The 26,268-nt window shown below is 64.4% G+C and carries 17 protein-coding genes and 1 tRNA gene; 12 read left to right on the top strand and 6 right to left on the bottom strand.

Annotated elements, in window-relative coordinates:
• Window positions 1-5: 5 nt before the first annotated feature.
• Together AC1RRC_RS00800 and AC1RRC_RS00795 are read right to left on the bottom strand one after the other, a co-directional pair.
• Window positions 6-1,424 carry a glycoside hydrolase family 5 protein gene (locus AC1RRC_RS00800; protein ID WP_493053335.1) on the bottom strand — a complete coding sequence of 473 codons (1,419 nt, stop codon included), beginning with the start codon at window positions 1,422-1,424 and terminating at the stop codon, window positions 6-8.
• Window positions 1,425-1,640: 216 nt separating this feature from the next.
• Window positions 1,641-2,957 carry a GDSL-type esterase/lipase family protein gene (locus AC1RRC_RS00795; protein ID WP_493053334.1) on the bottom strand — a complete coding sequence of 439 codons (1,317 nt, stop codon included), beginning with the start codon at window positions 2,955-2,957 and terminating at the stop codon, window positions 1,641-1,643.
• Between the two features lie 256 nt (window positions 2,958-3,213).
• Here AC1RRC_RS00795 and AC1RRC_RS00790 point away from each other — a divergent pair, with 256 nt between their 5' ends.
• Entirely contained in the window at window positions 3,214-3,759 is a 546-nt protein-coding gene (locus AC1RRC_RS00790; RefSeq protein ID WP_493053333.1) for a hypothetical protein, read from the top strand.
• Window positions 3,760-3,837: 78 nt separating this feature from the next.
• Here AC1RRC_RS00790 and AC1RRC_RS00785 read toward each other — a convergent pair whose 3' ends face one another.
• Window positions 3,838-5,571 (bottom strand): Na/Pi cotransporter family protein, encoded by a 1,734-nt coding sequence (locus tag AC1RRC_RS00785; protein ID WP_493053332.1) that lies wholly within the window; start codon window positions 5,569-5,571, stop codon window positions 3,838-3,840.
• Between the two features lie 722 nt (window positions 5,572-6,293).
• Between AC1RRC_RS00785 and AC1RRC_RS00780 the strand changes: the two genes are divergently transcribed.
• Genes AC1RRC_RS00780 through AC1RRC_RS00770 form a run of 3 tightly spaced genes read left to right on the top strand, consistent with a single transcriptional unit; the run spans window position 6,294 to window position 12,287 of the window.
• Window positions 6,294-8,507 carry a caspase family protein gene (locus AC1RRC_RS00780; protein WP_493053331.1) on the top strand — a complete coding sequence of 738 codons (2,214 nt, stop codon included), beginning with the start codon at window positions 6,294-6,296 and terminating at the stop codon, window positions 8,505-8,507.
• The gene (locus tag AC1RRC_RS00775; protein ID WP_493053330.1) at window positions 8,504-11,299 is read left to right on the top strand and encodes a CHAT domain-containing protein; all 2,796 of its coding nucleotides are present in this window, start codon (window positions 8,504-8,506) and stop codon (window positions 11,297-11,299) included. The genes AC1RRC_RS00780 and AC1RRC_RS00775 overlap by 4 nt, the downstream gene beginning before the upstream one ends.
• Before the next feature lie 37 nt (window positions 11,300-11,336).
• Window positions 11,337-12,287: a hypothetical protein gene (locus tag AC1RRC_RS00770; protein WP_493053329.1), complete on the top strand. Its 951-nt coding sequence runs from the start codon at window positions 11,337-11,339 to the stop codon at window positions 12,285-12,287.
• A 642-nt stretch (window positions 12,288-12,929) separates the two neighbouring features.
• Here AC1RRC_RS00770 and AC1RRC_RS00765 read toward each other — a convergent pair.
• A tRNA-Leu gene (locus tag AC1RRC_RS00765) sits at window positions 12,930-13,014 on the bottom strand.
• A 634-nt stretch (window positions 13,015-13,648) separates the two neighbouring features.
• Here AC1RRC_RS00765 and AC1RRC_RS00760 point away from each other — a divergent pair.
• Both AC1RRC_RS00760 and AC1RRC_RS00755 read left to right on the top strand, forming a co-directional pair.
• The gene (locus AC1RRC_RS00760) at window positions 13,649-13,849 is read left to right on the top strand and encodes a hypothetical protein (protein ID WP_154374146.1); all 201 of its coding nucleotides are present in this window, start codon (window positions 13,649-13,651) and stop codon (window positions 13,847-13,849) included.
• 82 nt (window positions 13,850-13,931) lie between these two features.
• On the top strand, window positions 13,932-15,620 hold the full coding sequence (locus AC1RRC_RS00755; protein WP_493053328.1) for a hypothetical protein: 1,689 nt from the start codon (window positions 13,932-13,934) through the stop codon (window positions 15,618-15,620).
• A gap of 19 nt (window positions 15,621-15,639) precedes the next feature.
• Here the strand turns inward: AC1RRC_RS00755 and AC1RRC_RS00750 are convergent, their stop codons facing one another.
• Window positions 15,640-16,866: a voltage-gated chloride channel family protein gene (locus tag AC1RRC_RS00750; RefSeq protein WP_493053327.1), complete on the bottom strand. Its 1,227-nt coding sequence runs from the start codon at window positions 16,864-16,866 to the stop codon at window positions 15,640-15,642.
• Between the two features lie 98 nt (window positions 16,867-16,964).
• Between AC1RRC_RS00750 and AC1RRC_RS00745 the strand changes: the two genes are divergently transcribed.
• The gene (locus AC1RRC_RS00745) at window positions 16,965-17,825 is read left to right on the top strand and encodes an MBL fold metallo-hydrolase (protein ID WP_493053326.1); all 861 of its coding nucleotides are present in this window, start codon (window positions 16,965-16,967) and stop codon (window positions 17,823-17,825) included.
• Between the two features lie 45 nt (window positions 17,826-17,870).
• Here the strand turns inward: AC1RRC_RS00745 and AC1RRC_RS00740 are convergent, their stop codons facing one another.
• Complete coding sequence (locus AC1RRC_RS00740; RefSeq protein WP_493053325.1) at window positions 17,871-19,286, bottom strand: M20/M25/M40 family metallo-hydrolase; 1,416 nt, start codon at window positions 19,284-19,286, stop codon at window positions 17,871-17,873.
• Between the two features lie 145 nt (window positions 19,287-19,431).
• Between AC1RRC_RS00740 and AC1RRC_RS00735 the strand changes: the two genes are divergently transcribed.
• From AC1RRC_RS00735 to AC1RRC_RS00715, 5 genes are all read left to right on the top strand, one after another.
• Window positions 19,432-19,980, top strand: a complete 549-nt coding sequence (locus tag AC1RRC_RS00735) for a GNAT family N-acetyltransferase (RefSeq protein ID WP_493053324.1) — start codon at window positions 19,432-19,434, stop codon at window positions 19,978-19,980.
• Between the two features lie 143 nt (window positions 19,981-20,123).
• The gene (locus AC1RRC_RS00730) at window positions 20,124-20,570 is read left to right on the top strand and encodes a hypothetical protein (RefSeq protein ID WP_493053323.1); all 447 of its coding nucleotides are present in this window, start codon (window positions 20,124-20,126) and stop codon (window positions 20,568-20,570) included.
• A 108-nt stretch (window positions 20,571-20,678) separates the two neighbouring features.
• Window positions 20,679-21,752, top strand: a complete 1,074-nt coding sequence (locus AC1RRC_RS00725) for a protein kinase domain-containing protein (protein WP_493053322.1) — start codon at window positions 20,679-20,681, stop codon at window positions 21,750-21,752.
• Window positions 21,749-24,451 (top strand): FtsW/RodA/SpoVE family cell cycle protein, encoded by a 2,703-nt coding sequence (locus AC1RRC_RS00720; RefSeq protein WP_493053321.1) that lies wholly within the window; start codon window positions 21,749-21,751, stop codon window positions 24,449-24,451. The genes AC1RRC_RS00725 and AC1RRC_RS00720 overlap by 4 nt, the downstream gene beginning before the upstream one ends.
• A gap of 10 nt (window positions 24,452-24,461) precedes the next feature.
• A complete protein-coding gene (locus AC1RRC_RS00715) occupies window positions 24,462-26,267 on the top strand; it encodes a hypothetical protein (protein WP_493053320.1) in 1,806 nt (601 codons plus the stop codon).
• Window position 26,268 lies beyond the last annotated feature (1 nt).

The following is a 26,268-nucleotide window of genomic DNA, read 5'->3' as shown; positions in this document are numbered from 1 at the left end:
CCATGTTACTTGGCTGCGTTGACGATGGTGCTGATGACGTCCGGATAGCCCTGAGCGCCGGTGGCACGGTTGAACAGGCCGGACTGGTGATTGTCCAGGTAGCCGTTATCCCAGTACACCGGCACCACGCCGCGCGTGAACGCGGAACGCGTGATGTACTGGTCCCAATACTTGCGATTGACGCCGGCGGCGTCGTACTCGGTGCGCAGGCTGGCGGCATATTCGCCCAGGATGACGGGCACGCCCTTGTCGATGAAGTTGGTCTTCATTTTCTGGAACTGGCCATCGGTGTACGACTCGTTGGCCCAGCCCGACGGATTGGCGGCCTGGCCCCACTTCCATACCGTGCTGTTGGTATCGAGCGTAAAGTCGAACGGGTCGTAATAATGCACTTCCATCATCATGCGGTTGCTGACCCAGTCGCTCGGCATGGTGGCGTTGCAGGAGAGCGCGTGATCGATGTTGGTATTGAAGGATTGCACGACCAGGTGGCGATTGGCGTTATTGCCGCCGGTGCCACGCACCGCGGTGATGAAGGCCTGGTTGAAGCCCTTCTGGACCGAGCAGTACTCGGTGGTCGGCGCGTTGTAATTGCCGTCAACCATCACTTCGTTGGTGCCGGCAAACAGAAGCGTATCGTCATGGTTCTTGAAGTTGTTGGCAATCTGGGTCCAGAACTTGGTCAGCCGGGCGTTCGCCGCGGCCTGGTTGGCGTAGGTGGGCTGCAGCCAGCCGCCATCCCAGTGGACGTTGATCATGGCAAGCAGGCCGGCGTTGTGCGCATAGTTCACCACTTCCGTCACACGGTCCATCCACTGCGGGCTGATGTTGTCGTTGGCGTCCGCGTACTGTTTCCACGACAGCGGAATGCGGACGCTCTTGAAACCGGCCGCCTTGACGCTGTTGAACAGGGCCTGGGTGGCCTTGGGATTGCCCCAGGCGGTTTCGAAAAAGTTTGTGCTGCCCCACACGTAGGCGCTGCTGCCGGTCGCTTCCAGGGAGTTGCCCAGGTTCCAGCCCGGCGCCATTTGCGCCGACAATTGCATGCTGGTGAGGTTGCGCATCACGCCGACCCGCACCGCGCGGGCGGCGCCGGAGTTATAGCTGCCGCCACTGGCCGTGAACTTGACCCAATACCAGTACACCGTGCCCGGCGTGGCCGTGCTGTCGGTGTAGCTGGTCACCCCGTTGTTCACGATGGCGATGCGCGAGCGGCCATTGACGTCGCTGTCGGTATCGCGGTAAACCTGCACGCCGCTCACCGAACCGCTGACGGTCCAGCTCAATTTGACGTCGCTGCCCGAACCGGTCGCGCTCAGGCAGATGGTCGCGCCACCGCCGGCGCCGCAATTGCTTTGCGCCTGCGCGAACGGCGCCGTGCACACCGCGGCGGCCAGCACCGCTCCGTACATCACTGATTTCATCTTGTTGTGCCTTTCTAAAAAGGGCCCGGCGCGGTGTCTCCGCCGTCACCGGACTGGTGGGAAATCATTGGCCGGTCTGTGCCTGGCGGTTGAAATCAGCAAGCGGGTTCCGGCACCGGCCCGATCGCGGGACGCGGCGCCCGGATCCGGCCCATGCGGCGGCCAGCCACATGGCTGGACGGGCCAGCCTGCGGATCAGGTGTTTCACGGGATGGCTTACTCCGATAACAATTTGTTCAGCGTGGGTTCGATGCTGCGGGCCCAGATCTCATAGCCTTTCGTGGCCGGATGCAGCAAGTCCGGCATGACTTCGCGCGACAGCGTGCCGTCCGGATTCAGCAAGGCGGCGTTGATGTCGGCAAAGAACACGTTCTTGCCGTCCGCAAAGCCGGCGATGCGTTCGTTGACGCGGCCGTTCAGGCGGCGCAGGTAGCCCGACGGCTGTTCATCGCGCGGAAATACCGCCAGCAACAGCACTTTCGTCCGTGGCAGGCGCGACCGCAATTCATCGAGGATGGCTTTGATCCCGGCCGCCGTGGCTGCCGGTTCGTCCTGGCGGTCGCCGGTATTGTTGGTGCCGATCATCAGCACCACGGCCTTGGGCGCGAGGCCGTCGACTTCGCCGTGCCGCAAACGCCACAGCACGTTTTCCGTGTGGTCGCCGCCAAAGCCCAGCGCCACCGCGTTATGTTGCGCGTAATAGCGCCGCCAGACCGGCAAGCCATCCTTTTCCCAGCCCTCTGTGATGGAGTCGCCGATAAACACCAGCCGCGGTGATTTGCCGGCCGCCAGCAACTGGCGGTTTTCCGCGAGCTTTTTCTCGTGGCGCGCTTCCCACGGGCCAATCGACCAGGCATGGCTCAGCGGCGCCGGCGTCACGGCTTCGGTGCGGTAATCGGGACAGGCGGCATTCGGCTTGCCCTGTTTGAGCAGCCTGATATTGGCCAGCGCCACCTCGCCGCTGCCATTGGCTTCCAGTACGAACGGCGCCGGCACGTTGCTGAAGTCATCGCCAGCTCGGGCAAAACAGGCCAGTGCAAACGACAAATGCTGCCACCCCTTGCCCTGCAGCGCGCGGCCGGGCAACACATAAGGCACTTTGCGGCTGCACTCCGGGCCGCAGCGCATCGTGATATACATACCGCCGCGCGACAGGTCGGTCACGTTGATGTCGAATTCCAGCGTGCCGCCGGCCGTGTAGGAACGCAGGTCCAGCGCCGGGCCCCCGTCGAGGCGCAGGCCGGCGTACCAGGCGTCTTTCCATTGCAGTGCCAACGCATCGGAGCGTCCCGCGGCCTTTCCTGCGCGCGCGGCCACGCTGCCGGCCGGCGCCTGCGAATTGGCGGGTTTGGGGAGGGTTAATTCAGCACCGCGCAGGATTTGCTCGGGGCCTTCGAAGCCCGACACGGTCACGTGCCACGCGGGCAGCGGTTTGCCGCGATACAGGACGATGTCGCTGGCGGGGCTGGCCTGGGCGGAAAACGCGCAGGCTGACAGCAATACGGTGGCGAAGAGTTGCAAGCCTGGGTTCATGGACGTGTTCGCTGCTGAATAAATCGGTTGCACCGGATGGCGCCGGCATGGCGCCATGACCATGCAATTGTGCAAGCAGCGCCCCGGGCGGGGCAATCGCGAAAATGACCAAGTTGAAAAGAATATTCAACAAACCGCACCGGCGCAAGCGGTCAAACCAGCTACGCAAGATCGCATGAGGCATATTGTGGCGAGGCATATCACGGTCGCCCTGTGGCGCTAGAATTTCCAGTCCCGACCATCCAGGCCAAGCCCCATGCCGCATTTCGCCCATCCGATCGCCAATGAATTCGCCAGCTACCTGCAAGACCGCGCCCAGCGCCTTGCCTATGGTGCGCGCCAGCTGTCCCATGACGCGGCCTATGCCTTGCCGGCATCCGCCAAGGTCGCCTTGGTGGAATTTCTGGATGCATGGCCGGACACCTCCCTGCACGACGCACTGGTGCACGGCGCCATGCGGGATCATCACGACCGGAGTCATTTTGCCGCCTGGGCCGGGCAACCGGGCGCACTGGTGCAAGTGAACGTATACCGCCATGAGGTCGGCGGCCACAGGAATGCCGCTGAAGGCGTCGCTGGCCGCGTCGGCGTGCGCGTTTTTGCGGAAGAATTCTTCAGCGACGCGCATTGCCGCTCGCTGCCACTGGAGGCATTCCGTGCCTATCTCGGCTGGCTGGCAGCGGCACGCCACAGCGCCAATCCAGTGGCGCTGGCCATCCGGGCGCCGCACGCGCGTGAACTGGTCCTGGTGCGCTTGCCATCGGCCGCCGCCGCGAACGACTGGCTGCGGCGCCAGGCCTGACGCACCGCCCGGGTCCGGCCCACGTTACGCTCACGTTACGCCGACATTAGGCCCACGTTCGTCCGCATCACGTCCGCATCACGCCCGCGTCTTCCCCTTCAACACGGGCTCGCCATCATGCACGGCAAACGACTGCGGCGGCTTGGCCATCCGCGATGCGGGTTGCAGCCGCTGGTGTTCCAGTTCGCCGGCGGTTTCCAGCGCGGCATAGGCGGCGGAACAAATATGCGAATGAATGCGTTTCAGGTCGCGCAGGATGTCGATATGCAGCGTGCTGGTTTCCATACTGTCGACGCGGCCTTCCTTGAGGCGCGCGATATGGCTTTCCGCCGCGGCAAATTCCATGGCGCGCACCCGTGCCTTGTCCGTCAAAAGCCGGCGCGCCGCTTTCACGTCGCCGGACAGGAAAATCGTCATCGCCAGCCGCAGGTTGTCGCGCACCACGCGGTGGAATTCCTGCAATTCGCGCGCGCCCTCGTCGGAAAAATGCAATTGCCGCTTAATCTTCTTGCTGGCCAGCTCCATCAGGTTTTTATCGATGATGTCGCCAATGTGTTCCAGGTTGATGGCCAGGCTCAGCACTTCCAGTGCGCGCCGCGCCTCCGCTTCCTCCAGCGGCCCGTGCGTGACATTGATGACGTACAGCTTGACCGCCTCGTGCAAGCCATCGACCGCGTTGTCCTTTTGACTGACTTCCGTCACCAGTTTGCGGTCATTGGTGACGATCGCGGTCATGGCCTGCTCCAGCATGGAATCGACGATATCGCCCATGCGCAGGGTCTCGCGCGCCGCGCACGCCAGCGCGACGGACGGCGTGTCGTTGATGCTTTCACCCAGGTACAAGGGGACCGACAGATCACTGCTGCTTTTCACGTCGGGCAACAGGCGTTCCAGCAACCGTGCAAAGCGCGACAGCGGGACAATGAACAGCAGCGCCATCACCACATTGAACAAGGCATGGAAGTGCGCCGCCAGCCGCACGGGACTCGAATCGACGGCCCCAATCAGCTCGGCGGTCGGCCCCAGCAGCGGCAAGAACAGCAGGCAGCCGGCAATCCGGTTGATCAGGTTACCGACCGGCAGGCGCCGGTGGGCGGGATTCAGGCTGCCGGTTTCCATCAGCGGATTGAGCGCGCTGCCCAGGTTCGCGCCCAGCACCAGCGCCAGCGCCGCCACCGGCGACACAAAGTTCGAGGCGGACAGCGACATGGTCAGCAAGATGGTGGCCACGCTGGAATGCGTGGCCCAGGCCATGAGCGCGCCGATCAGCAGCGCCAGCACGGGTTCCCCCGTCACGGCCGCGAACAGCTGGCGCGCGGCGGGCGCATGCTCGGCCGGCGCCAGGCTGTCCAGCAGCAAGTGCAGCGACAACAGCATCAGGCCCAGGCCGACCGCGACCCGGCCCACATCCTTGACCATGGTGCGGGTGCCGCGCTTGAACGCGGCCACGCCGCAAATCAGCAAGACCGGGGCGAAGGCGGAGGAATCGAAGGACAGCAACTGGACGATCAAGGTGGTGCCGACATTCGCCCCCAACAAGACCGCCAGGGCCGGCACCAGGCCCACCAGGCCCGACGCGGTAAATGAACTCAGCATCAGCGCCGTGGCCGTGCTGCTTTGTAAGATGGCCGTCACGCCCACGCCCGCGGCAAAGGCGCGCAAGCGGTTTTGCAATATCAGGCTGAGGAAACGCCTGATCCTGCCGCCAAACGCGCGCACGATCCCGCTGTGCACCATGTGTAAGCCCCACAGCAGCAGCGCGACGCCGCCCAGCAAGTCCAGCAGCACCTTGACACCCATACTCGCCCCCATCCGCCACCCTCCACCGTCATACGCAAGCCGGGGCGGCATCATGCAGTACCCGCCCCGTCGGCGCGGGGCTGCCAGTGTTTTCATAGTAACACTGATGGGTTCGGGGACCTTGCTGTGCGCTATCGCGCGGTGGGGTGACGGGGTGGGGATTGGCGGCGGCGCAACAGTGGGGCGAGGCCGGGCAGGCGGCAGTGGATTGCGCAAGAAAGTTAAAAGCCCGCTTGGGGCGGGCTTTCGTTTGATGCTCATGTCTGGCTGGTGCCTCGAGCCGGAATCGGACTCCGCCAAGCACCATACTCGGCGCAACAAACTGGAGTACCTGCATGAAGGGAAATGACCATTATAGGCAACTAATTGCCAGCTGCACCCCAACGTTAACCGCTGATTCAAACGCGGCACTTGGGGGTGAAAAATCAATCAGCAGGGCCGATTTTCGGTCGGAGTCAACACCGCTTGCACCAGAGCCCGCGATGGAGCTTGGTTTGTGCGAAAAAGGCAACATTTTACGAAAAGAATGATCCTCGGAATGAAGTCGTGAGCATAATCCAACACATGTCTACTCGCTACGAAAAACTGATCGGGTCCCATAGCATGACTGGGTCAGCGCTGCTCCACCTAGCGCGGCGCTGCGCTCTTGCCAGTTTGCGCCAGTTCGACATCCAACGACCATGCATACCGCAGCGGCGGTGGTACCTCAAACTCCCCCATTCAGGAGGAAGGCTATGAGCGTGATGCGACACTTCACTCTGACGATATGGGGCGTTCCGTTCATTGCCGCGTTGCTTTGGGGAAATACGGGTAACGCAAACGCCCAGCCGACGCCGCAACGCTATGCTCTGCTGGTGGGCGTTTCCGGCTACACAGGCCCGATCGAGCCGCTGCCGGGTGCGAAGAACGATGTCACGCTGATGGCGAACACGCTATTGGAACTGGGATACTCCCGGGGCAACTTGCGAGTCGTGGCGGATGGTCTTTCCGAGGCATATTATTCAAAAAAGCTGAAAGCGGATGATGTGCCGACCCGGACGGCGATTCTCAACGGCCTCGAATGGCTTGTCAGCCGCGCAAACCGCGGCGATCACGTCACCATTTTCTTTTCAGGTCATGGTTCTTACCTTCCCGAACTGGAAAAAGCGGGCGGCAATACAGAACCGGACGGACTCGATGAAATATTTCTGCCGATTGACATCAAAGGCATGGGTGACGCCGACGAAGAGGTTGTCAATGCCATCCGTGATGACGAGCTGGCGGTAAAAATACAGCGCATCCAGGCACGCGGTGCTGACGTCTGGCTGATTGCAGACGCATGCCATGCAGGAACCCTGTCGCGCGGACCATTTCGTGTACGCGGCGTCGATCCAATCCGGCAACTGGGCGTGCCGGAGAAGCGCTTCAGCAGGCGCGTGCACTCAGCTTCACCGGGCACGCCAGTTTCCCCGTTGAAGTTTTCCGGACAACGCTTCGTCGGTTTTTACGCCGCGCTGCCGTCAATGAGAACGATAGAAGTCGGGATGCCGATGGGGGCTCAAGGCAATGACAGTCGGCCTCACGGTTTGCTGACATGGTATCTGGCGCAGGCACTTAGGACGGCGCAAAGCGCATCGTACGGTGACCTTGCCCGCTTCGTAATGGCTGGCTACACGCAATGGGGACCCGATGCTCCAATTCCCCTGTTCGATGGCGATATCGACAGCCAGCCGCCCTTCACGGCATCGGGACTTCGGCTCTATTCCCTATCGTCCGTCGGTCAGCAGGTGTATCTTGAAGCGGGCTTGCTGGACGACTTGGATAAGGGTTCCACCTTTCGCATCGTTGATTTGCGCACTGAAGCCGCCATACCGCTGGCATTGGCCGTGATGGCCAATGCGGGAGTTGAGCGATCCCTGTTAAATATCTCATCCGACAAGGCACTGCAAAAGAAGATCATGCGGAACCCGCATGCCTATGGTGCGCGGGTCGAAAGCCGAACGATTCCTTATCGTCTACGCGCGGCTATGCCGGATCTGCCGGACGTGAATATGACAGCGATGGACCGCATAGTTTCAGAACGTGCACGCAAGCATGCCGACGCCATGTTTAGTTTACCACCGACGCAACGGCGGGCAGCGTTCGAGCAAGCCACCGCTGGTGAAACCCCTGACGTGCGAATGGTCGTACGCGATGCCCGGCTATGGTTTGTATCGCCTATAGGCGACTTCAACACCTCCGGGGGAGGCCAGCCGTTTTCCCTTGCGGCAGATCAGGTTTCATCCGAAGCGATGAGCAGCGCACTAGGGATCATCGCTCGCGGACGCAATCTGTTACGCGTCGCCAAGAGCTTGGATAGCACCCCCATAGCGCGCGCGCTACGCGTCCAGCTGACAACCATCCCACCTTCCCCAGGTTCGCCATTAAATTGTCTGCCACACAAAAAGGGAACATATACCGACAAGACGGGTCAAACCCAGTTCGATAGTGCCCGCCGGTTGCCACTCACCGTAAAGATCAATAATTGCGATGTTGTGCTTCTTCACGTCACGAATACCGGGACGCGGCTTCTCGACATTAGTCCCTTGTATATTGATCCCTTGCGGCAGATTACCTTCCTTGACGACTATCCTGAAAGCAGTTACGCCGGACTACGCGTTCCCCCAGGGCAGACCAGGACCGTTGCCTATACCGAATGGTCGGCACAAAGCCAGGGCTTGGTCCCTACGGGGCAAGGCAACATCCTGCTGCTCGCCGTCGAGGCCGACGAGCGCGCATCGCGCGCCAAGGATTTTCGTTATCTGGCGTCGTTGGGCCACGTTGCTCCTACCCGGAGCGATGACGTAAGTCCATTTGACGAGTTATTGCTATCTGCCGGTTTCGGCAATGGCTTGGTGCGTAGTGCGCCCATGCTCGCGAACAAGGAAAAGACGGGCGCCCTGATCATCCGCTTTGAGACTGCCGAATGAATACTGTGAATCTTTGCCTGTCCATCAGAAGGTTAATCAACGGCGCTGCAATGGCTAGGCTCGCCATCTGGTGGGCGCTGCTCTTTACGGGCGCCATCCAGACTGCGGCAGCGCAGATTCCCCACGATGCTCGCCTGATAGCCGACTTGCAACCGCACTGTCCTGGCGAAACGCTGGTGATCAAGCCGCGCAAGGAAGCCTCCTCCCCCCTCCACACGCGCATCCGCGCCGATCAGAGCGAAGCCATAAACAGACGCATCATCGACAACGCTCTCAATCAGATGGCCGACGGCCACTCAGAACAAGCAATGAGCTCCCTGTGCCAAGTTCTCAGCTGGCGCACCCAAACCTTCGGCATGCGATATCCGGGCTCCCTGGCCGTGATCAGCAATATCGGCATTGTTCTACGAAAGGATGGCCGCGTGCGCGAAGCACGCACAATCCAGGAAGAAGTCCTGCTGCTGGCGCATGCCCTTAACGCACCAGCCGATATCCGCCAGCGTTTCATCCAGAATCTGGGCGTTACACTGTTTGCCCAAGGGGACTATGCAAAAGCGGAGGCGCTCTACAAGTCCGCGCTCAGCCTTGCCAGTGGTAGGCGCTCCAGCACAGTACTCACCAATCTGGGATTCGCCCTCGACCGCCAGCAGCGCTTCCAAGAAGCCGAATCAGTGTACCGGCAGGCGCTGTCTTTGCGCAGTGCTGAGACCCCCGATGATGAACTGCAGATGGCTGCGGCGTTGAACAACCTTGGCAACAACCTCACCGAGCAGGCCAAATACGAAGAAGCCGCCCCATTGCTGCGGCAGGGCCTGGAAATTCGCCGCAAGTACCTCGGAGACCATCATTTGAACACGGCATTCAGCCTCGCCAATCTGTCCAGGAATCTGGGCGCGCAAGCTGCAAATGAGGAAGCGGAAGCGCTTGCACAGCAGGCACTCCTCATCAGGCGTCGGGAATTGGGCAATACCCATCCTGAAACTGCGTCAATTCTGGAGCAGCTAGCTGCCATTCAGCTGGAGCGAGGGAATAAAAAGACCGCGTTGGCAAATGCGCGCGAGGCACTCGACACTGGCCTGCGGCTGTCTGAGCGTGAGGTCGCCGGCTTGTCGGAGGAGACACGTGAGCACGTCATGCGCGTGGTCAGCAATTCAGCGGCATCCTTGGTCCGCGCTGCCTGGGCAGATACGGCCCCGAATACGCACCTATGGCGCGCAGGTCAAGCCGATCCTGTCGTTCAGGAAGCGTTCCGCGCCACCCAGTGGGTTGCGGCATCGGGCACTGCCGACGCACTGGCTCAGGCAGTCGCCCACGGCGCGGCCAACGCCAGTGGCGCGGGGGCGGCCGCGGCGGAACTAGAACGCCAGCTCGCCCGGCGGGCCGGCCTGGAGCGCGAATTCACCGAGGCGCTACTACGCGGCGATGACGGCATGCTGGCACGCTTGAAGGCAAACCAGCTCAAGACCGATTCCCAGATCTCTCTGGCACGAACCGCCTTGCAGACGCGCTTTCCTGGATTCTTCGCTTACCTCAACCCATCGCCGCAGGATCTAACTGCGCTGCAAGGCGTCGGCTCGCCTCTACGCGACGACGAGGTGATGTTGCTGCTATCGCCTGGTGTCGGTCAGCAGCGCGGTTTTGTCTGGGCGCTTACCCGCACCGAAGGCGCCTGGGCACAACTGCCGCTCTCGGGCAGCGAATTCGACAAAGAGATCAAGCGGCTGCGTGAAATACTTGACGGGGGGGTCGTACGCGCCGCCAACAGCGGTTCGACGACTGCCATCGCCCGGGGAGCTTATGGTTACGACGCCAACGCGGCCCACGCGCTGTACCGCGCGCTGTTCAGCGCGCCTGGCATCGACGCCATCACGCGCAACAAACGCAAGTGGATTATTGTTGCGCAGGGGGTGGCTATCTCACTGCCGTATGCAGCCCTGGTCACACGGCCATTCACAGGCGGGCAATCCACAGCCGACCCTGCCGTGCTGCGGACCATTGGTTGGCTTGGACTAGAGCGCATCGTGTCCTTGCTGCCATCGCCGACCAGCTTGCGCCAGTTGCGCGAACTGGCGATCGCCAACCATCCTGAGCGCCGCCCGTTTTTTGGGGTGGGCGATCCGACCTTCACGGGCGTTGTCGGTTCCGCGCCTGCCGACGTCATGACCGTGCGCGGCCTAGCGAAATTACCCGGCACGCGTAAAGAGATTGAAACCATGGCGCGCACGTTCGGTGCCCGGCGCGAAGACGTCTTGCTTGCAGAGCGCGCCACCGAGTCAGAACTGCGGCGGTACCAGTCGAAAAACTGGCTCAGCCGCTACAAAATCCTCATGTTTGCAACACACGGTCTAGTCAGCGGCGATCTCAGCGGCAAGCTGCGCGAACCCGCCCTTGCCCTGTCGCTAACAGCGCGCGTGGCTCCTGGTGACGATGGGCTCCTGACCGCATCCGAAGTCGCGCAGTTGAACCTGAACGCTGACTGGGTCATTTTGTCTGCCTGCAACTCGGCGGCCGGCCGCGCCAACAACGGCGAGGCACTGAGCGGCTTGGCACGCGCGTTTATGCTGGCCGGCGCCCGTGCGCTTCTGGTGTCACATTGGCGCGTGCGGGATGACGCTGCCGAAAAAATGACAGTACGAACCATGGAACTGATGCGCGAAGATCCCAAGCGTACCCGAGGGGAGGCCTTGCAAGGAGCCATGCGTGATTTGATGGCAAACACCAGTTCAGATGGCAGCTCATCGTTCGCGCTTCCGGCAGCATGGGCCGCATTCACGCTCGTCGGCGTCGACTGAACCACCAGATTGATGCAACAGTACCGGAGAATGAAGAATGCAGACACCGAATCACTCGCGCCGTAACGCGCTCATCAAAGTAACCTTGTCTGGGCTGGTGGCGCCGTTGCCGTCTTGGGCGGATGCGCCGGCCGGGTCTATGGATTTGACGCCGCGCGTAGTGCAAGAACGACTCAAGGTACTGGCCAAGGCGGCCCGGGACTTCGGTCTTTCCGGTCCATCCACCAGGGCGGTGGTGGGCCTGAATGCAAACAACGTGTATCTGGAAAGTTTTCCCCAGTTGGTCGATATTATCGATCAGGCTGCGATCGTTTCACCGGAACTGGCCAGTCGTAGCGCACTGCTGCTCAGCGAAGTTGGTGCTCAGGAAGTAGTCAGACCAACAGACCTGCCGGGATTGAAGGAAAAGGCAGTCGCACCGCCCTTTCAGAGCGTTAAGCAGCAATATCTGAAGCACTTCGACGAATTGATGGTGCGTCCCGAACACATCGGTCGAGTCAAATGGCACGCCGACCGGCTGACCAAGAACCGCTCACGTTATGAGGAGATCACGTCCGACACTGGGGTACCGTGGTATGTGATTGGGGTTATCCACGCCTTGGAAGCCAGCTTCAATTTCCTTGGCCACCTGCACAACGGCGACGTTCCCCTCAACCAGATGACCCGACAAGTTCCAGCCAACCGCCCTCAGCCGTGGGAAGCGCCATTTACTTGGGAGCGCAGCGCCGTTGATGCACTGCGTTATGAAAAGTTCGCCGATCTGAAGGATTGGTCTCTGCCTTGGGTTTTGTATCGCCTGGAAAAGTACAACGGCTTTGGCTACCGCGGTCGGGCCGTCAACAGCCCTTACTTGTGGAGCTTCTCCAACCAATACAAGGCCGGCAAGTACGTCAAAGATGGGCAGTGGTCCGCCACCGCAGTATCCCAACAGTGCGGCGCAGCCGTCATGCTCCACGAACTGAACCGTCGTGGCACGATCAGCTTGTAATTGAGTACCCTATTGTGTCAAACGGCACTGATGCACAGACCTCATGGCAGTGATTTATGCGATCACATGGCTGCGAATTCCAAGTCTGAGTGGCCGGGACTTAACAGCATAGGCAGTGATGAGATGCTTATTAGCATTTGGATGAGCTGATTGTACCGGCACGCCACCTTGCTATGGTGCACTTTTAAGACTTTAAAGGCTACTGACAGCTCCAATGCACTCGCAGCCTAATGAGCATCCAAGGTTAAATAACCCGCTCACCATCCAGTGAGCGCTTTGGTATATAACAAGGACGGGCGCCGCATGTCCGAATCCGAACTGCGCTACGCGTTTGAGCACGCCCGGGCGTCCGCTGCGGCAAAGCATTCGAGCATCGCAACAAAAATTCGCCAGTTCCAATTCCGCGACCTGCGCGCAAAGGCAGCGACCGATAAGAACTGGCCAGCGGGATCGCGGCGGCCCAGGACCAGTTGGGGCATTCGACCCAGACCATGACGCAGCATTATGTTCGCCATCGCCGCGGCAAACTGGTCCCCACCACCAAGTGATGGATACGGATTTTGCGGAACTGGATAGCGTTTGCGGAACTGGGAAAGGCTCAAAAGTAGGTGAGCACTACGGCAGGAAGCCTTGAAGATACTGTGGTGCCTCGAGCCGGAATCGAACCGGCACGACTTGCGTCGGGAGATTTTAAGTCTCCTGTGTCTACCGATTTCACCATCGAGGCGCACAGAGCCCGCAATTATGCCATGCAATGTTGGCATTTGCCAAATTCATTGATCCCACCGAGGACCGGGGAACTCGCCGGCATGCATGAGATGGAGCGATACATTTTTCCATTTGTTCTATACAATACCGGTCCGGCCGCGCATCCATACCTGCTATCCACACCACCATGCGGTGCTGCGGATCGTCGCGTGGCATCATTGCCGTCCGCCACTATCGTGACCGCACAGCAATAGATTTACCGTTTGCATTGCAGCGCAGCATTTACCGTGGCAAAAACACGTCGATCGGTTGCAAGAGTGTAGTTATTTTTGCACCAGCAATTGTAATTATTGCATTTCCCAATCGTGCGCAGCATCATAACTGTAGCGGATGAGTTCGCCGCATAGACAAGCGCAGTTGACTGCGCGAACGGGTAAAGCAGTGTGTTACATCGATTTGTGTTCCTTTTGGCAATTTAATTGCCTAATTACAATTAAAATCTTGCGTCGCAGCAAAAATCTGACTGGAGATTAGCAATTCCGTTGCTTTTTTCCATCAAAAGTTTCTCTGGGTTAAATATATTTGCTCTTTATTTGACATTTCTCAGAGCACTTCTGTTAGAATTTTTCTATGACGCAACGGGTAGAGTAAAAATGAAAACATTTGCCATCTCAGCTATTGCCTTCTACTTCTTTTATGTCCTGAACGGCCTCATGGCTCCAGGGCATGCAGCCCGCCAGCAGCAAAGCGGCGCATGCCAAGAAGCCATGACGGCGGAAACCGGCTCCAAGGCCGCCTCGATTGGCGCCTGCAAGAGCACCAACCTGGTGGCGCGCACCATCGCCTCCAACTAAGCCCTCCGCACCGGGTCCTGTCCCGGGCTGAGGTGTGCGTCCGCACAAATTGCATTACCATGACAATTTTTGCGGAGCTGTCTTGAAGCAACTTCCCGTGCTGCTGATGCCGCTGATGGCATCAGTATGCAGCGCGGAACCGGCAGGGGTCACGATTACGCTGACCATGCCTGACCCGGCCGCACTGCACATCCAGTATGACGTGCCGCCCTCGTGCGGCGAGCTGGTGTTCCTCAATGACGATATCGCCCCTTCCGACGCGCAGTCCATGCGCGCCGGCTGGCAAGCCATGGGCGCGTGCACGCGGACCGACGCCGCGCGCATCCTGCGCGCGCCCTTGCCGGGCGTAGCCGATGGCGCCCCTTCGGGTACGCCGGAGAGCGCCTGCGCCAGCCTGCACATCCGGGTTCCCGCCTCGGCCGTCAATCTGGACCGGGTCTATCCATGGGCCTACCCGATGGGCGCCGGTTTGTATGCGCATACCGGGGCGTTTGCTGTCACGGACGCCTGCGGCCCGGTGCGCTGGCGGGTTGCCGCGCCGGGTGGCGCGGTGGTCGCCGGTGGCCAGGTGCTGGGGGATTCCGGCGTGCTGCCGCCGGGCGCCGGCCAGGCCATGCCGCTCCTGTTCCTGCCCTCCGCATTGCCGGCCGGCGCGCGCCACTATGCCGACCCGGCGCTGCCCGCGCCACTGATGGCGCGGATCGGCGCCATCACCACGCGCGTCGAGCGCTGGCTGGGCGCCGCCATGCCGCGGCAGCCGTTCCAGGCGCCTTTTACCGTGACGGGCGTGGCGCCGGCGGGGTCCTGGCGCGGCGATGTGAGCAACCGCACGCTGATGCGCCTGACCTTCCCCGCACAAGTCGATGAGCAAACCAGTGCGGAATTGCCCGGCTTCCTGGCCCATGAACTGGCGCACGTGGTGCAGCCCGCCACCTATCCGGGAGACCAGGGCGAAACCGCCTTGCTGGCCGAGGGGGGCGCGGAATTCCTGCGCTGGAGCGCCGAAGCGCAACTGGGGTGGCGCGCGCCGGCGGAACTCGACAGCCAGCTCGAACGTGCCCTCAATCACTGCATCGCCATGGCGGCGGGCAAACCGTGGCGCACCGTGGCCGCGCGCCAGCGTGGCCGCCTGCCCTACGACTGTGGCCTGGCATTCCACGTGCTGGCGCTGGCGGCGCGCGATGGCCTGGCGCCCGGATCGGCACTGTCCACGCTCGACAGCTATTACACCGCCGCGCGCAACGGCGCCCCGGTGGCTTCGCTGGAATGCGCCGGCAAGGCGGGCTGCACACCGCGCTGGCTGCCCGCGCTGGCATACAGCGACACGCCGCTCGACACGGTATTGGCGAATTATGCGCAACAGCACCGCTGGCTGCGCCCCGCCGGCGGCGTGCCGGCCGGGCTGGAGCGGCAGCTGGGTTTTGCCGCGTTCAGTGCGCTGATGGCGGCCGACTGCGACAGCCCGGGCTACTTCAGCGATCCGCAGGGTCCGCGCATTGCTTACAGCCGCAACTGCAAGACCCTGCGCGACGGTATGCGCATCGTGGCGGTGGAAGGACACGCCCTGGTGTCGGATGCCGGCGCGCCGGCCGCCCTGGCCAATGCCTGCCGCGCACACGGCAAGGTGGCGCTGGGTTTGCACGACGGCGCCACCGTGGAAGTGCCGTGCGACAGCCGCATCCCCGCCCCTTCCCGCTTTTACAGCATCGACATGGCGCCATTGCTGGCGCGCCTGGGGATCGGCTTGCCGCCTGCGGCACACCAGCCCTGACCTGCGGTGTCAGCGGAAATCAGCGGTAACTTTTGCCATCGCCGCGCCGCTGCGCGTGATAAATGCCGGTGTGGCCGGAAAACAGGTACGCCACGATACAGGCCAGCGCCGCGTACGGTCCGATCGCGGGGCCGAACAATTCCAGCGCCATCACGGTCGACGCGATCGGCGTATTGGCCGCGCCGGCAAAGACTGCGACAAAACCCAGCGCCGCCAGCAAGGCAAACGGCAACTGCAGCAGCGGCGCCAGCGCATTGCCGAGGGTCGCGCCGATATAAAACAGCGGCGTCACTTCCCCGCCCTTGAAGCCGCTGCCGAGCGATGCGACGGTGAAGGCGAATTTGCCCAGCCAGTCCCAGTGCGGCAACTGCGCATGAAACGCCTCGGCAATGACCGGCAAGCCCAGGCCGATATAACGGTCGCTGCCCAGCCCCCATACGGCCACGGCCACCACGATCCCGCCCAGCAGCGGGCGCAGTGGCGGATACGCGATGTGGCGCCTGGCCAGCGCCGACAGCGCGTGGGTGGCGCGCGCGAACGCCATGCCGGCCACCCCGAACACAATGCCGGCGCAGGCCACCGCCAGCAGCACCAGAACACCGGCTTGCGGCACCGGCCCCGCGCTGTAATGCAGGTGGTGCACACCCCAGGCGGTGGCGGCAAGATCGGCCACGATGGCGGCCACCGCGCAGGGATAAATCGCGTCGTAGCGCATGCGGCCGATCGCCAGCACTTCGAGTCCGAAAATCGCACCGGCCAGCGGGGTGCCGAACACCGACGCGAAGCCCGCGCTGATGCCCGCCATCAGCAGGATGCGGCGGTCATGGGAATGCAAGCGGAACACGTGGGTCAGCTGGTCGGCCAGCGCGCCCCCCATTTGCACCGCCGTGCCTTCGCGCCCGACGGACGCGCCGAACCAGTGCGACACGACGGTGGCGCCCAGCACCAGCGGCGCCAGGCGCAGCGGCACCACCTGCTTCGGATCATGGATTTCATCGATCAGCAGGTTGTTACCCGCTTCGACCGCGCGGCCAAAGCGCAGGTAAATCCAGCCAACGATAAACCCCGCCAGCGGCAGCAGCCAGATGATCGCGGGCCGCGCCTGGCGCGCCGCGGTGGCGGCATCGAGCGCAAATAAAAACAGCGCCGAGGCGCTGCCGGCCAGGGCCGCCACCAGGCTGGCAATCACGGTCCATTTGGCGAGATAAACAAAAGGAGAAGTCAGGGAAGCGTCTTCGGTCTGCATGCCGCAGCATAGCATGGGGGTATCATTGCAGTTGCGCCACTACCGTGGCCATATGAATTTTCATTATAATGACGCGGCCACAAAACCGCAGACCGCATATGAACCCACAAGTCCAGGCCTTTTTTGATTCCGCCACCTCCACCGTCACGTACGTCGTGCACGCTGGCGATGGCACCGATTGCGCGGTGATCGACTCCGTGCTGGATTACGATCCCAAGTCCGGCCGCACGTCGACCGCCAATGCCGACCAGGTGGTGGCCTATATCCGCGCGCATCGCCTGAACACGGCCTGGCTGCTGGAAACCCACGCCCATGCCGACCATTTGTCGGCCGCCCCTTACCTGCAGCGGCAACTGGGCGGAAAGATCGCCATTGGCGCGGCCATCCGCACCGTGCAGCATGCGTTTTCCGGCATTTACAACTTCAAGCATGCGGGCGCCCGCGACGGTTCACAGTTCGACCATTTGTTTGAAGCGGAAGAGGAATTCATGATCGGCAGCCTGCGCGCCCGCGCGCTGCACGTGCCGGGCCATACGCCGGCCGATATCGCTTACCACGTCGGCGACGCGGTCTTCATCGGCGACACCATGTTCATGCCGGACGTCGGTACCGCGCGCTGCGATTTTCCCGGCGGCTCGGCCGCCACGCTGTACCACTCGGCGCGGCGCCTGCTGGCGTTGCCGCCGGAAACGCGCCTGTACATGTGCCACGACTATCCGCCCGCCCAGCGCGCGGCGGCCTGGGTTACCACGGTGGCGGACCAGCGCAGCGCCAACATCCATATCCGCGACGGCGTGTCGGAACAGGAATTCGTCGACATGCGCACGCGCCGCGACGCCACCTTGCAAATGCCGGTGCTGATCCTGCCCGCGATCCAGGTCAACATCAGCGCCGGACACTTGCCGGAACCGGAAGATAACGGCGTGCGCTACCTGAAGATTCCATTGAACGCCATATAACAACAAAGGGGCCGGCGGCCCCTTTGTGTTTTCCCCTCGCGGGTATTACTTCACCTGCGCCGGCGCGCGGCCCAGTGGCTGTTCCATATTCGCCAGGAACCAGGTCAGCGTGGACATCACGGCCACGTGGCGCTTCAGGCTGTCCGGCTCCACCTTGTCCAGCGTATCGGCCGGAGTGTGGTGGTAGTGGAAATACTTGTGCGTATCGACCACCGGTTCGAACAGCGGCACGCCGCCGGCCTCCAGGTAACTCAGGTCGGCCGCGCCCAGGTGGTCCTGGCGCTGGAACACGCCGGCGCCGATCGGCTGCAGCACTTGCTGCAGCGGCGCGAAGTATTTCACCGATTGCGGCGCGATGCTGGCGCGAATGCCGAACGGACGCCCGCCGCCGCCATCGCTTTCAATCCCGGCAAACTGCTTGTCCAGCGCATCTTTATGCGCCGCGTGATAGGCCTGGCCGCCGCGCAAGCCGTTTTCCTCGTTCATCCACGCCACCATGCGGATGGTGCGGCGCGGCTTGAGCCCCAGTTGTTTGACGGTTTGCAGCACGCCCATGGCGCCGGCCACGCCGGTGCCGTCGTCATGCGCGCCGGTCGCCAGGTCCCACGAATCGAGGTGGCCGGAGACGATCACCACTTCGTCCGGCAATTCCGTGCCCGGCAAGTCGGCAATCACGTTGTAGCTGTCGGCGTCCGGCAGGGTTTGCGGCGTCAGGGTCAGGTGCATTTTCACCGGACCGCGCTTCAACAGGCGCGCCACCAGCATCGCGTCTTCCGCCGTCACGGCGGCGGCGGGAATGCGCTGGTTGTCATTGAGGCGCGTGGCGCCGGTATGCGGGATGCGGTAATCGGCGCCGCCCACGGAGCGCACCAGCGCACCCACCGCGCCCAGCGCCGCCGCCTCGCGCGGGCCGTTGGTGCGGTAATTCGAGCCCTGGCCATACGCCGGGCCAGCCAGGCCACGGTCGGCCATGCCCTGGTCGAACGGCACGTCGAACAGCACGATCGCGCCTTTAGCTTCGGCGGCACGCGCTTTCAGTTCATCGAAGTTTTTAACCAGCAAGACCGGCGCGGTAATGCCGGCGGCCGGCGTCGCGCCGGAACCGCCCAGCGCGGTCAACACCACGCGCTGCGACAGGCCGGCCGGACGGCCCGCATAGTCCACCAGTTCCGCAGTTTCCACCCCGCGCACCCAGTGCGGCACTTTCACGGGTTGCAGCGTGACCTTGGCGCCGAGTTTGCGCATCGCATCGGCCACCTGCTCGACGGCGGCGGCGGCGCCCGCCGAACCGGACAGGCGCGGGCCGATCAAGTCGGTCATGTCGGCCAGGCGCTCAAACGCATAGTCGCTTTTCATGGCGGTATCACGGATTTGTCCCAGGGTGGCGGGATCATTGGCCGGGGCGGCGGTAGCGGCGCCCAGCGTGCAGCATAAGACGGTAGTCAATACGGCGTGTTTCATGGGTTTCCTCAATGAATGGACTAAAACAATAACCGATTTATTAATGTTGCGCAGGAGGCCTGCAAATAATCGCCGCGTTCATCGCCGCGTTGCCAGTGCGCGGCCATTGTCATACTATAAAGACACCCCCACTCCGGACGCCGACATGCTCAAAGGCAAGCTGTGCACGGTACGCCACCTGCTGACGGCCGACTTGAATACCTTCATCGCGCTGGCCAATGATTTGCCATCGCGGGGCGATTATTTTTCGTCGCAATTCAAGTCGCCGGAAACCATGCGCAAGGAATTCATGCAAAACGGTTTCGTCACGGAAGACAGTGAACTGTTCGTGGTGGAAGACCTGGCGCACCACATCATCGGCGTCATCACCCACTTCAAGAGCCGCACCCCGACCACCCGCGAAATCGGTTACCGCCTGTTCGACCCGACCTTGACGCGGCGCGGCTACATGACGGAAGCCACGCGCTTGCTGGTCGATTACCTGTTCAATGTCCACGTGTGGCACCGGCTGGAACTGCTGATGGCGCCGGAAAACACCGGTTCCGTGCGGATTGCCGAAAAATGCGGGTTCAGCGAGGAAGGCGTGCTGCGCCAGGCGTTCTTCATCCATGGCCGCTACCGGGATGTCAAGGTGTACAGCCTGCTGCGGCAAGAGTGGGAACAACAGGCGTTACAAAGCCCGGATGCTTTGTAAGAATATGTATTAGGTGTGGGCGATTTTTCCTACAGCAGCTAAAGTGCTTCCATGAATTGATTTGTGGAAGCCCGGCCTGAAGGCCCGGCACCCATGCTATCAAAGGAACGGGCCCGCCGGGCCTCGCCAAAGGGGAACACATCATGCTGAACAAGAAATTTTTGAGTGCCGTTGCCATGCTGGGCGCCGTTGCCTTTTCGGCCTCGGCCAGCGCCGCCGGCGACCGTGATTTCAACACCGCCGCGGGCGCCGTGATCGGCGCGGCGATCGGCAGCCAGAACGGTGGTTCGGGCGGCGCCGTGGTGGGCGGCCTGGTGGGTGCGGCAGTCGGCAACAGCCTGAGCGGCGGCCATGGCCGTGGCTATGTGTCCACTCGCGTGTATGCCCAGCCTGCGCCGGTCTACTATGAGCCGGCCCCGGTGTACTACGAGCCGGCGCCGCGCTATTACTACCGTCCGGCGCCGCGCGCCGTGTATGTGGAACCAGCCCGTCCAGTGGTGTATTACCAGGAATACCGTGGTGATTACTACCGTCACGGCCGTGGCCATGGACGCGGCCACGGTCATGGTCACCACCGCCACGGTCACTGATCCCTCCGCTTGCGCCATCACGGCCTGCCGCTTTCCAGCGCCAGGCCGTTTTCACTCCCCCCCCGCTAGCGACTTCCATGCGCGGCCTGTTGCCGCAAAAGGAACGCCATGGACGCTTGCGGCACCATTATCCCCCTGGAACGCGGACATTACCGGTTGATCGAACGGATCGGCGGTTCCGCCTATGGCGCCGTGTGGCGCGCCGCCAAGAACGCCGCCAGCCATGGCGGCCCGCGTGACGTCGCCCTGAAACTGGTCAACGAGGCGCAAATGGCGCAGGCGCGGCCGGAACTGCGCCAGCGCTGGATCGCCAGCGCCGAAGCGGAAATTGATTTCCTGGAATCACTGGAACCCTGGGACGGGCGGCACCTCGTGCGCCTGCTCGATTGCGGCCATCACCGCGGCTTGCCGGTGATGGCGCTGGAACTGATGCACTGCGACCTGGGCCGCCATATGCAGGCGCTGCGCCACGCCGGGCAGGAGCCGCCGCTGCCGACGGTGCTGGCGTGGATGGGCCAGTTGAACCAGGCGCTGGGCAAAGTGCATCAATATGGCTGGCGCCACCTGGACTTAAAACCGGGCAACGTGCTGGTCGATACCCGGCTGGGCCTGGTCAAGCTGGCCGACTTCGGCGCCAACCGGCGCCTGGCCGCCGTGCAGGAGCACAGCTATACCGGCACCGCCAGCTGGCAGGCGCCGGAACAATTTTTTCCGTCCACCTGCGGCGGCTACCGGACCGGCGCGGCCAGCGATTATTTCGCGCTGGGGGCCCTGTTTTATTTCCTGGTGACGGGCGGCGTACCGCTCCACTACGGGAATGTGTGCAGCCAGGCGCGGCGTGACGAACCCGCTGACGCCGCGGCAATCGTGTTGTCGCGCCATGGCGGCGTGGCGCCACCAACGTTGCTGCCGGACGAGATGGCGGCATTTGCCGGTGCGTGCGGCGCGGCGGCGGGGCCGGCGCTGGCCCTGCTGCGCCGCCTGCTCGCGCCCGATCCGGCGGCACGGCCGCGCCATGCGCTTGAGATCAGCCGGGCGCTGGCGGCCATTGGCAGCGCGGCAGGCTGCCCGGGTGCGGCCCCTGGCGGCGCGTCGGCAATCGTGGCAAGGGTCAGGCCCGCGATGCCGCCCGCAATGGCGTTCCCGGCACAACCTGTGCCGGCCGGCGGGGGCTGGCGGTGAGCGGCGCCGTGCCTCGGGGCGCCAGCGGCCGCCCATTCGCGCTGCTGTCGCCCCCGCTCAACCGGGCGTTGCGCGCCCTGTGGGGAAAGCTGTTGCCGTTGCGGCGGCAGGCGCGCCAGCCTGCCGTGTCCACGGTCCCCCGGCCCATCCATGCGAAACATGCCATCCCCTCCCATGCCGGCGCGGCGCCGCGGCACACCACGGGCGCGCCGGCAGGGCGTCACCAGGCCGCCGTGACGCTGGCCATCTCACCCGCCGGCGCCGCGCTGGCCGCGTTATTGCTGGTGCAAGCCTGGGCGCTGTGGCGGGCGCCCGCAGCCTGGTTCCCGGAAGCGCTGACGGTCCGCCTCGCCGCCGGCCAGGCCGTCACGCTGGGCGCCGCCGACCTCGCCGCGCCACGGGCCGACGCGGCGCACCTCCAGCTCAGCCGCGATGCCGGCGGCGCCTGGCGCCTGCGCAACCTGGGCGCCGCGCATCCCGCCGCCGTCCAGCGCGACGGCAGCGATGTGCGGCTGGCCGGCGCCCCTCTGGCCGGCGCCCGCGCATTCCAGGCCGGCGGCGCGGTGTTTACGCTTGAACAGGCAACGCGAAGCGCCATCGCGTTCCGCCACGGCGGCCATGCGTGGCGCTATGACGGCGCCACCTTGTACCGCGATGGCAGTGCGCTGCCCCCGTGCGCCGATGCCTCCGCCGCCGCGCGCGGCGCCGCCCTGTGGAACCGCTTCGCGCCGGGCTTTGCCACTGTCGCCACGCCGCTGGCGCTTGGCGGCCATGTCCATTGCGGCAACCGCCTGGGCGTGCCCGCCCTGCCCCCAGGCGCCGCCACGGTGGCGCGCGGCGCCGGCCAGTTGCGGCTGGCGGGGGCGCCATTCGATGGCGGCGTCACCGCTTTGCTGGTCGATACGCCGTCGGGCACGCAGGATGCGCGCCGCCTCGACACGCCGCTGGCGGGTGTGACGTCGCTGTCGGTGGCGGGCGCCCGCTATGCGGTCACCGGAATAGCTGGCGACACATTGACGCTGGCGCCGTCGCGCCGGGTCGCACTGTATAGCGAGGCACGGATGCCGGACAGCGCGTCGGCGGCAACCAGCTGGCACTGGCGGCAACGCACGCCATGGTGGCAAAGTGACCATTGGCGCCAGCAGGTGGCGGTCGCCGCACTGTCCGTGGCGCTGGCGATCATGCTGGTGTTGGCCGTTGCACGATGGCTGGCCGGGATGCGGACGACGCAGCGGCAGGCCGGTGCGCGGTCAGGTATCCGCCCGGCGATGCCACCGCGAACACCGCCATCAGCATCGCAACCCGATGGGGCGCAGGACAGGGCGCAGCACGCGCCATTGACGACCCGGTCCCGCTGGCAGTGGCTGGTCCAATCGGCAGCCGCCGCCGCGGTGCTGGTGGCCGGCGTGGCCGCGATGGCGGCACAACGCGGCGGCACGCCGCCGGCGGCGGTGCTGTCGCTGCTGCTGGCGGCGGCGGGCGCCGCCCTGTGGCGGATGCCGCAAGGGCGCGTGCCGGACGCCGTGGGTGCGGCGCTGGTCCTGGCGATGGCGGGCTTGCTGATGCAGCTGGAGCTGGGGCTGGCGGCGCCGGACCTGTCGGGGCTGCGGCATTACCATAAGACCGCCGCGCTGCTGGCGATCGGCAGCGCGCTGGCGGCTGGCTGGCGGCTGTGGCGGCAGCCCGCCGCCTTGGGCAGGCAGGCCAGGCCGATGCCTCAGCGCAGCGCGGAATGGGCGCTGGCCGCGCTAACCGCCACCGCATTGGCCGCACTGGGCGCACAGGCGCTGTGGGGCGACGAAACCGGTGTGTTCGACATGCAGCCGGTGGAACTGGCCAAGCTGGCGCTGGCCGCGCTGTCGGCGCACGGGCTGGCGCTGCACCTGGGCGGGCAGGCGGACCGTGGCTGGCGCTGGCTGCGGCTGGCCGCGCCCGCGCTGCTGTTCTGCGCCCTGCTCGGCATGGCGCTGGTGTCGGTCGACGATTACTCTCCACTGATCCTGCTGGCGGTATGGGCCGGCTGCATTGCACTGGCATATGCGATGGCGGCGCGCCGCGCCATGTTGGCCGCCGGTCTCGCCGTGACCGCGCTGACCCTGGCCGCGATCATTTGTACCTTGCGCAGCGGCGGGCCCGAGGTGCTGGAACGTCTGCCGCACAGTTTTTACGCCGACCGTTTTCAGGTGTGGCTGGCGCCGCAAGAGCACCCGCACACGGGACAGCAATGGCTGCAAGGTGCGCACGCGATTGCCGCCGGCGGCTGGTTCGGCGCGGACCAGTTGTTTGGCCTGCGTTCAGCCGGGATGCCGGACGGCGCCGCGGCCGCGATCCCCGCCGTGCAAGATGACTTTGCGCCATCGTTCTTCCTGTACCGCCACGGCTTGCTGGGCGCCTTGCTGCTGTGGTGCGTGCAAGCCGCCATGCTGGCCGGATTGCTGCAACAGGCGGCCCGCTGCCACCAGCGCGCCGGCGCGGCGCAGGGCTTCCGCCCCGCGTGGCGGGAACGGCTGCGCTGCTTCCTGCTGTGCGGCGGCGCGGCGTTCCTGTTCGGCCATTTATTACTGTCGTGGGGCACCAACCTGGCGATCTTTCCCGTGATGGGACAGCCGATGAGTTTCATGTCCGCCGGCGGCAGCCATTTACTGTTTTTCCTGTGCCCCCTGCTAGCGGTCAGCATGGATGCCGTGCAACCGTCGTAAGGAGAAAGTCATGCCTGTCTATGTCCATCAAACCACCCTGGAAGCCATTCCAGACCTCTTTTGCGCGGAAACCATCTGGCAAGCGCCCGGCTTCGCGCTGTTTTCGCGCCGCCCGCTGCTGCGCGACCTGCTCGAGCGCAGTCCCCGCGAACAGCGCGGCAACGCCGCCACCCGCTGCTTTGCCCACGTGACCATCACACTGCCGCAGGAAGAGATCGACGACGATTACCACCTGGCGCGCGGCGCCCGCGCCCGCGAACTGGAACAGGCGCTGGCCGCGCTGCACCAGCGTGATTTCGCCGACCTGCTGGGCAGCGACACCGTGCGCTACCAGGTCCAGGGCAGCGACGACGTGCCGCCCGGCGCCGTCGCGGTGCGCTTCGGCCATGCCGTATACCTGCCCGCGCAAGGGGAAAAGATTGCGTTCAGCGCCAGCCTGTCGCGCGACGGCGTGGCGTGGAAGCCGGTCTGTCCGGTCTACACGGGGCAGCGGCTGGCGCTGCTGGGTATGGACGGCGCCAGCCAGGCCGCGTCAGCGTCGCCGCCGGGCGGCGTGGCCCCACCATCCTGGCCGCTGGGGCCAGACTGCGCCATCCTGCTGCTGAACGATGGCCCTGGCGCGCAGCCCGTGGTGCAGGTGCGCCCGCGCGGCGCGTATGAATGCCGCTTCGACGCGGCCCAGGGCCATTATGTGATCCGCGCGCGCCACGCGCAGGCAAGTCATGACAGCGTTCTGCTGCGCATCAGCACGCCGGCCGCCACTCGGCCGCTGGCGCCCGCCGCCGCGCAGGGGGCAGCAGCAGCGGCAGCGGTGGGATCGGCCACCGGCACGGCCATGGCGATCAACGCGGCGACCGCCGAAGGACTGCCAGCGGGTGCCGCCGCAGCGGCTGCCATGGGGAGTGCCGGCAGGACTGCCGCGTGCGCCGCCTCAGGCACATCCCCGGCGCCCGCCCCGGTTGCCGCCACCGGCCCCGCTCCCGGCATACAACGCCATCAGCCTGGCGCGGCAGCGAGCGGCGCGCCGGGGCACAGTCCCGCCGTCTGGCAGCCGCGCCCCGCCAGCGGCCATGCCGACACCACCTCGCAGCAGCCGGCCTGGCAAGCCGCCGCCGACGCCACCGCGCTGCCGCAAGCGTGCCGGGATGGCGCGCCCGCAGGACGCGACGACGCAAGCGACGCGACTTACGTTCCGCTTGCCCGCCAGCGTGTCACACTGGCGGCGCTGGCCCTGCCCCGCCTGAGCCGCTACCGCGACACCGGCGCGCGGCGGCTCGACATCCCGCTGACCGAAGACCATACGCTGATGTTGACTATCGATGCCGACGACGGCTTGCACACGCTGGCCGCCGGGGGACGGCATGCGGTGGCGGCGCCTGCCACCTTGCCGCAGGCGGGCGGCCGGGCCATCCACGTCTTGCCGCCGCCGGCCGCCATGGCGGACCGCTATTGTGCACTGTTGCCCCTGCCGCACGCGGCCAGCGTGCAATTGCCGCTGGCCGGCCGGCATCACTTTGGCCGCCAGTCGGCGGCACTGGCCCCGCTGCGCATGCTCGATTCGCCCCGCCTGCTGCACTGTGGCGGCGTGGAGGCCAGCGCAGACCGCATCGGCCTGTCGCGTGAAGCCTTCAGTTTTGAAATGTCGTCCCAGGGCGTCCGCATCGCGCGCCTCGCGGCCAGCCAGGCGCTGTACCACCTGGACGGGCAATTGCAATTCGTGGCGGCGATCGGCCCCGCCAGCGCGCAGGCGCCCTATCTGCTGCCGCCGGGGCACCATGTGGCGGCCGGCCACTATGTCTTGCGGTTCGATGCGTGAG

It is taken from the genome of Pseudoduganella sp. GW821-FHT12E03 (genome assembly GCF_058807115.1).
Note: the sequence above shows the minus strand (reverse complement) of the source record. Positions and strands in the feature narration are given on the sequence as shown.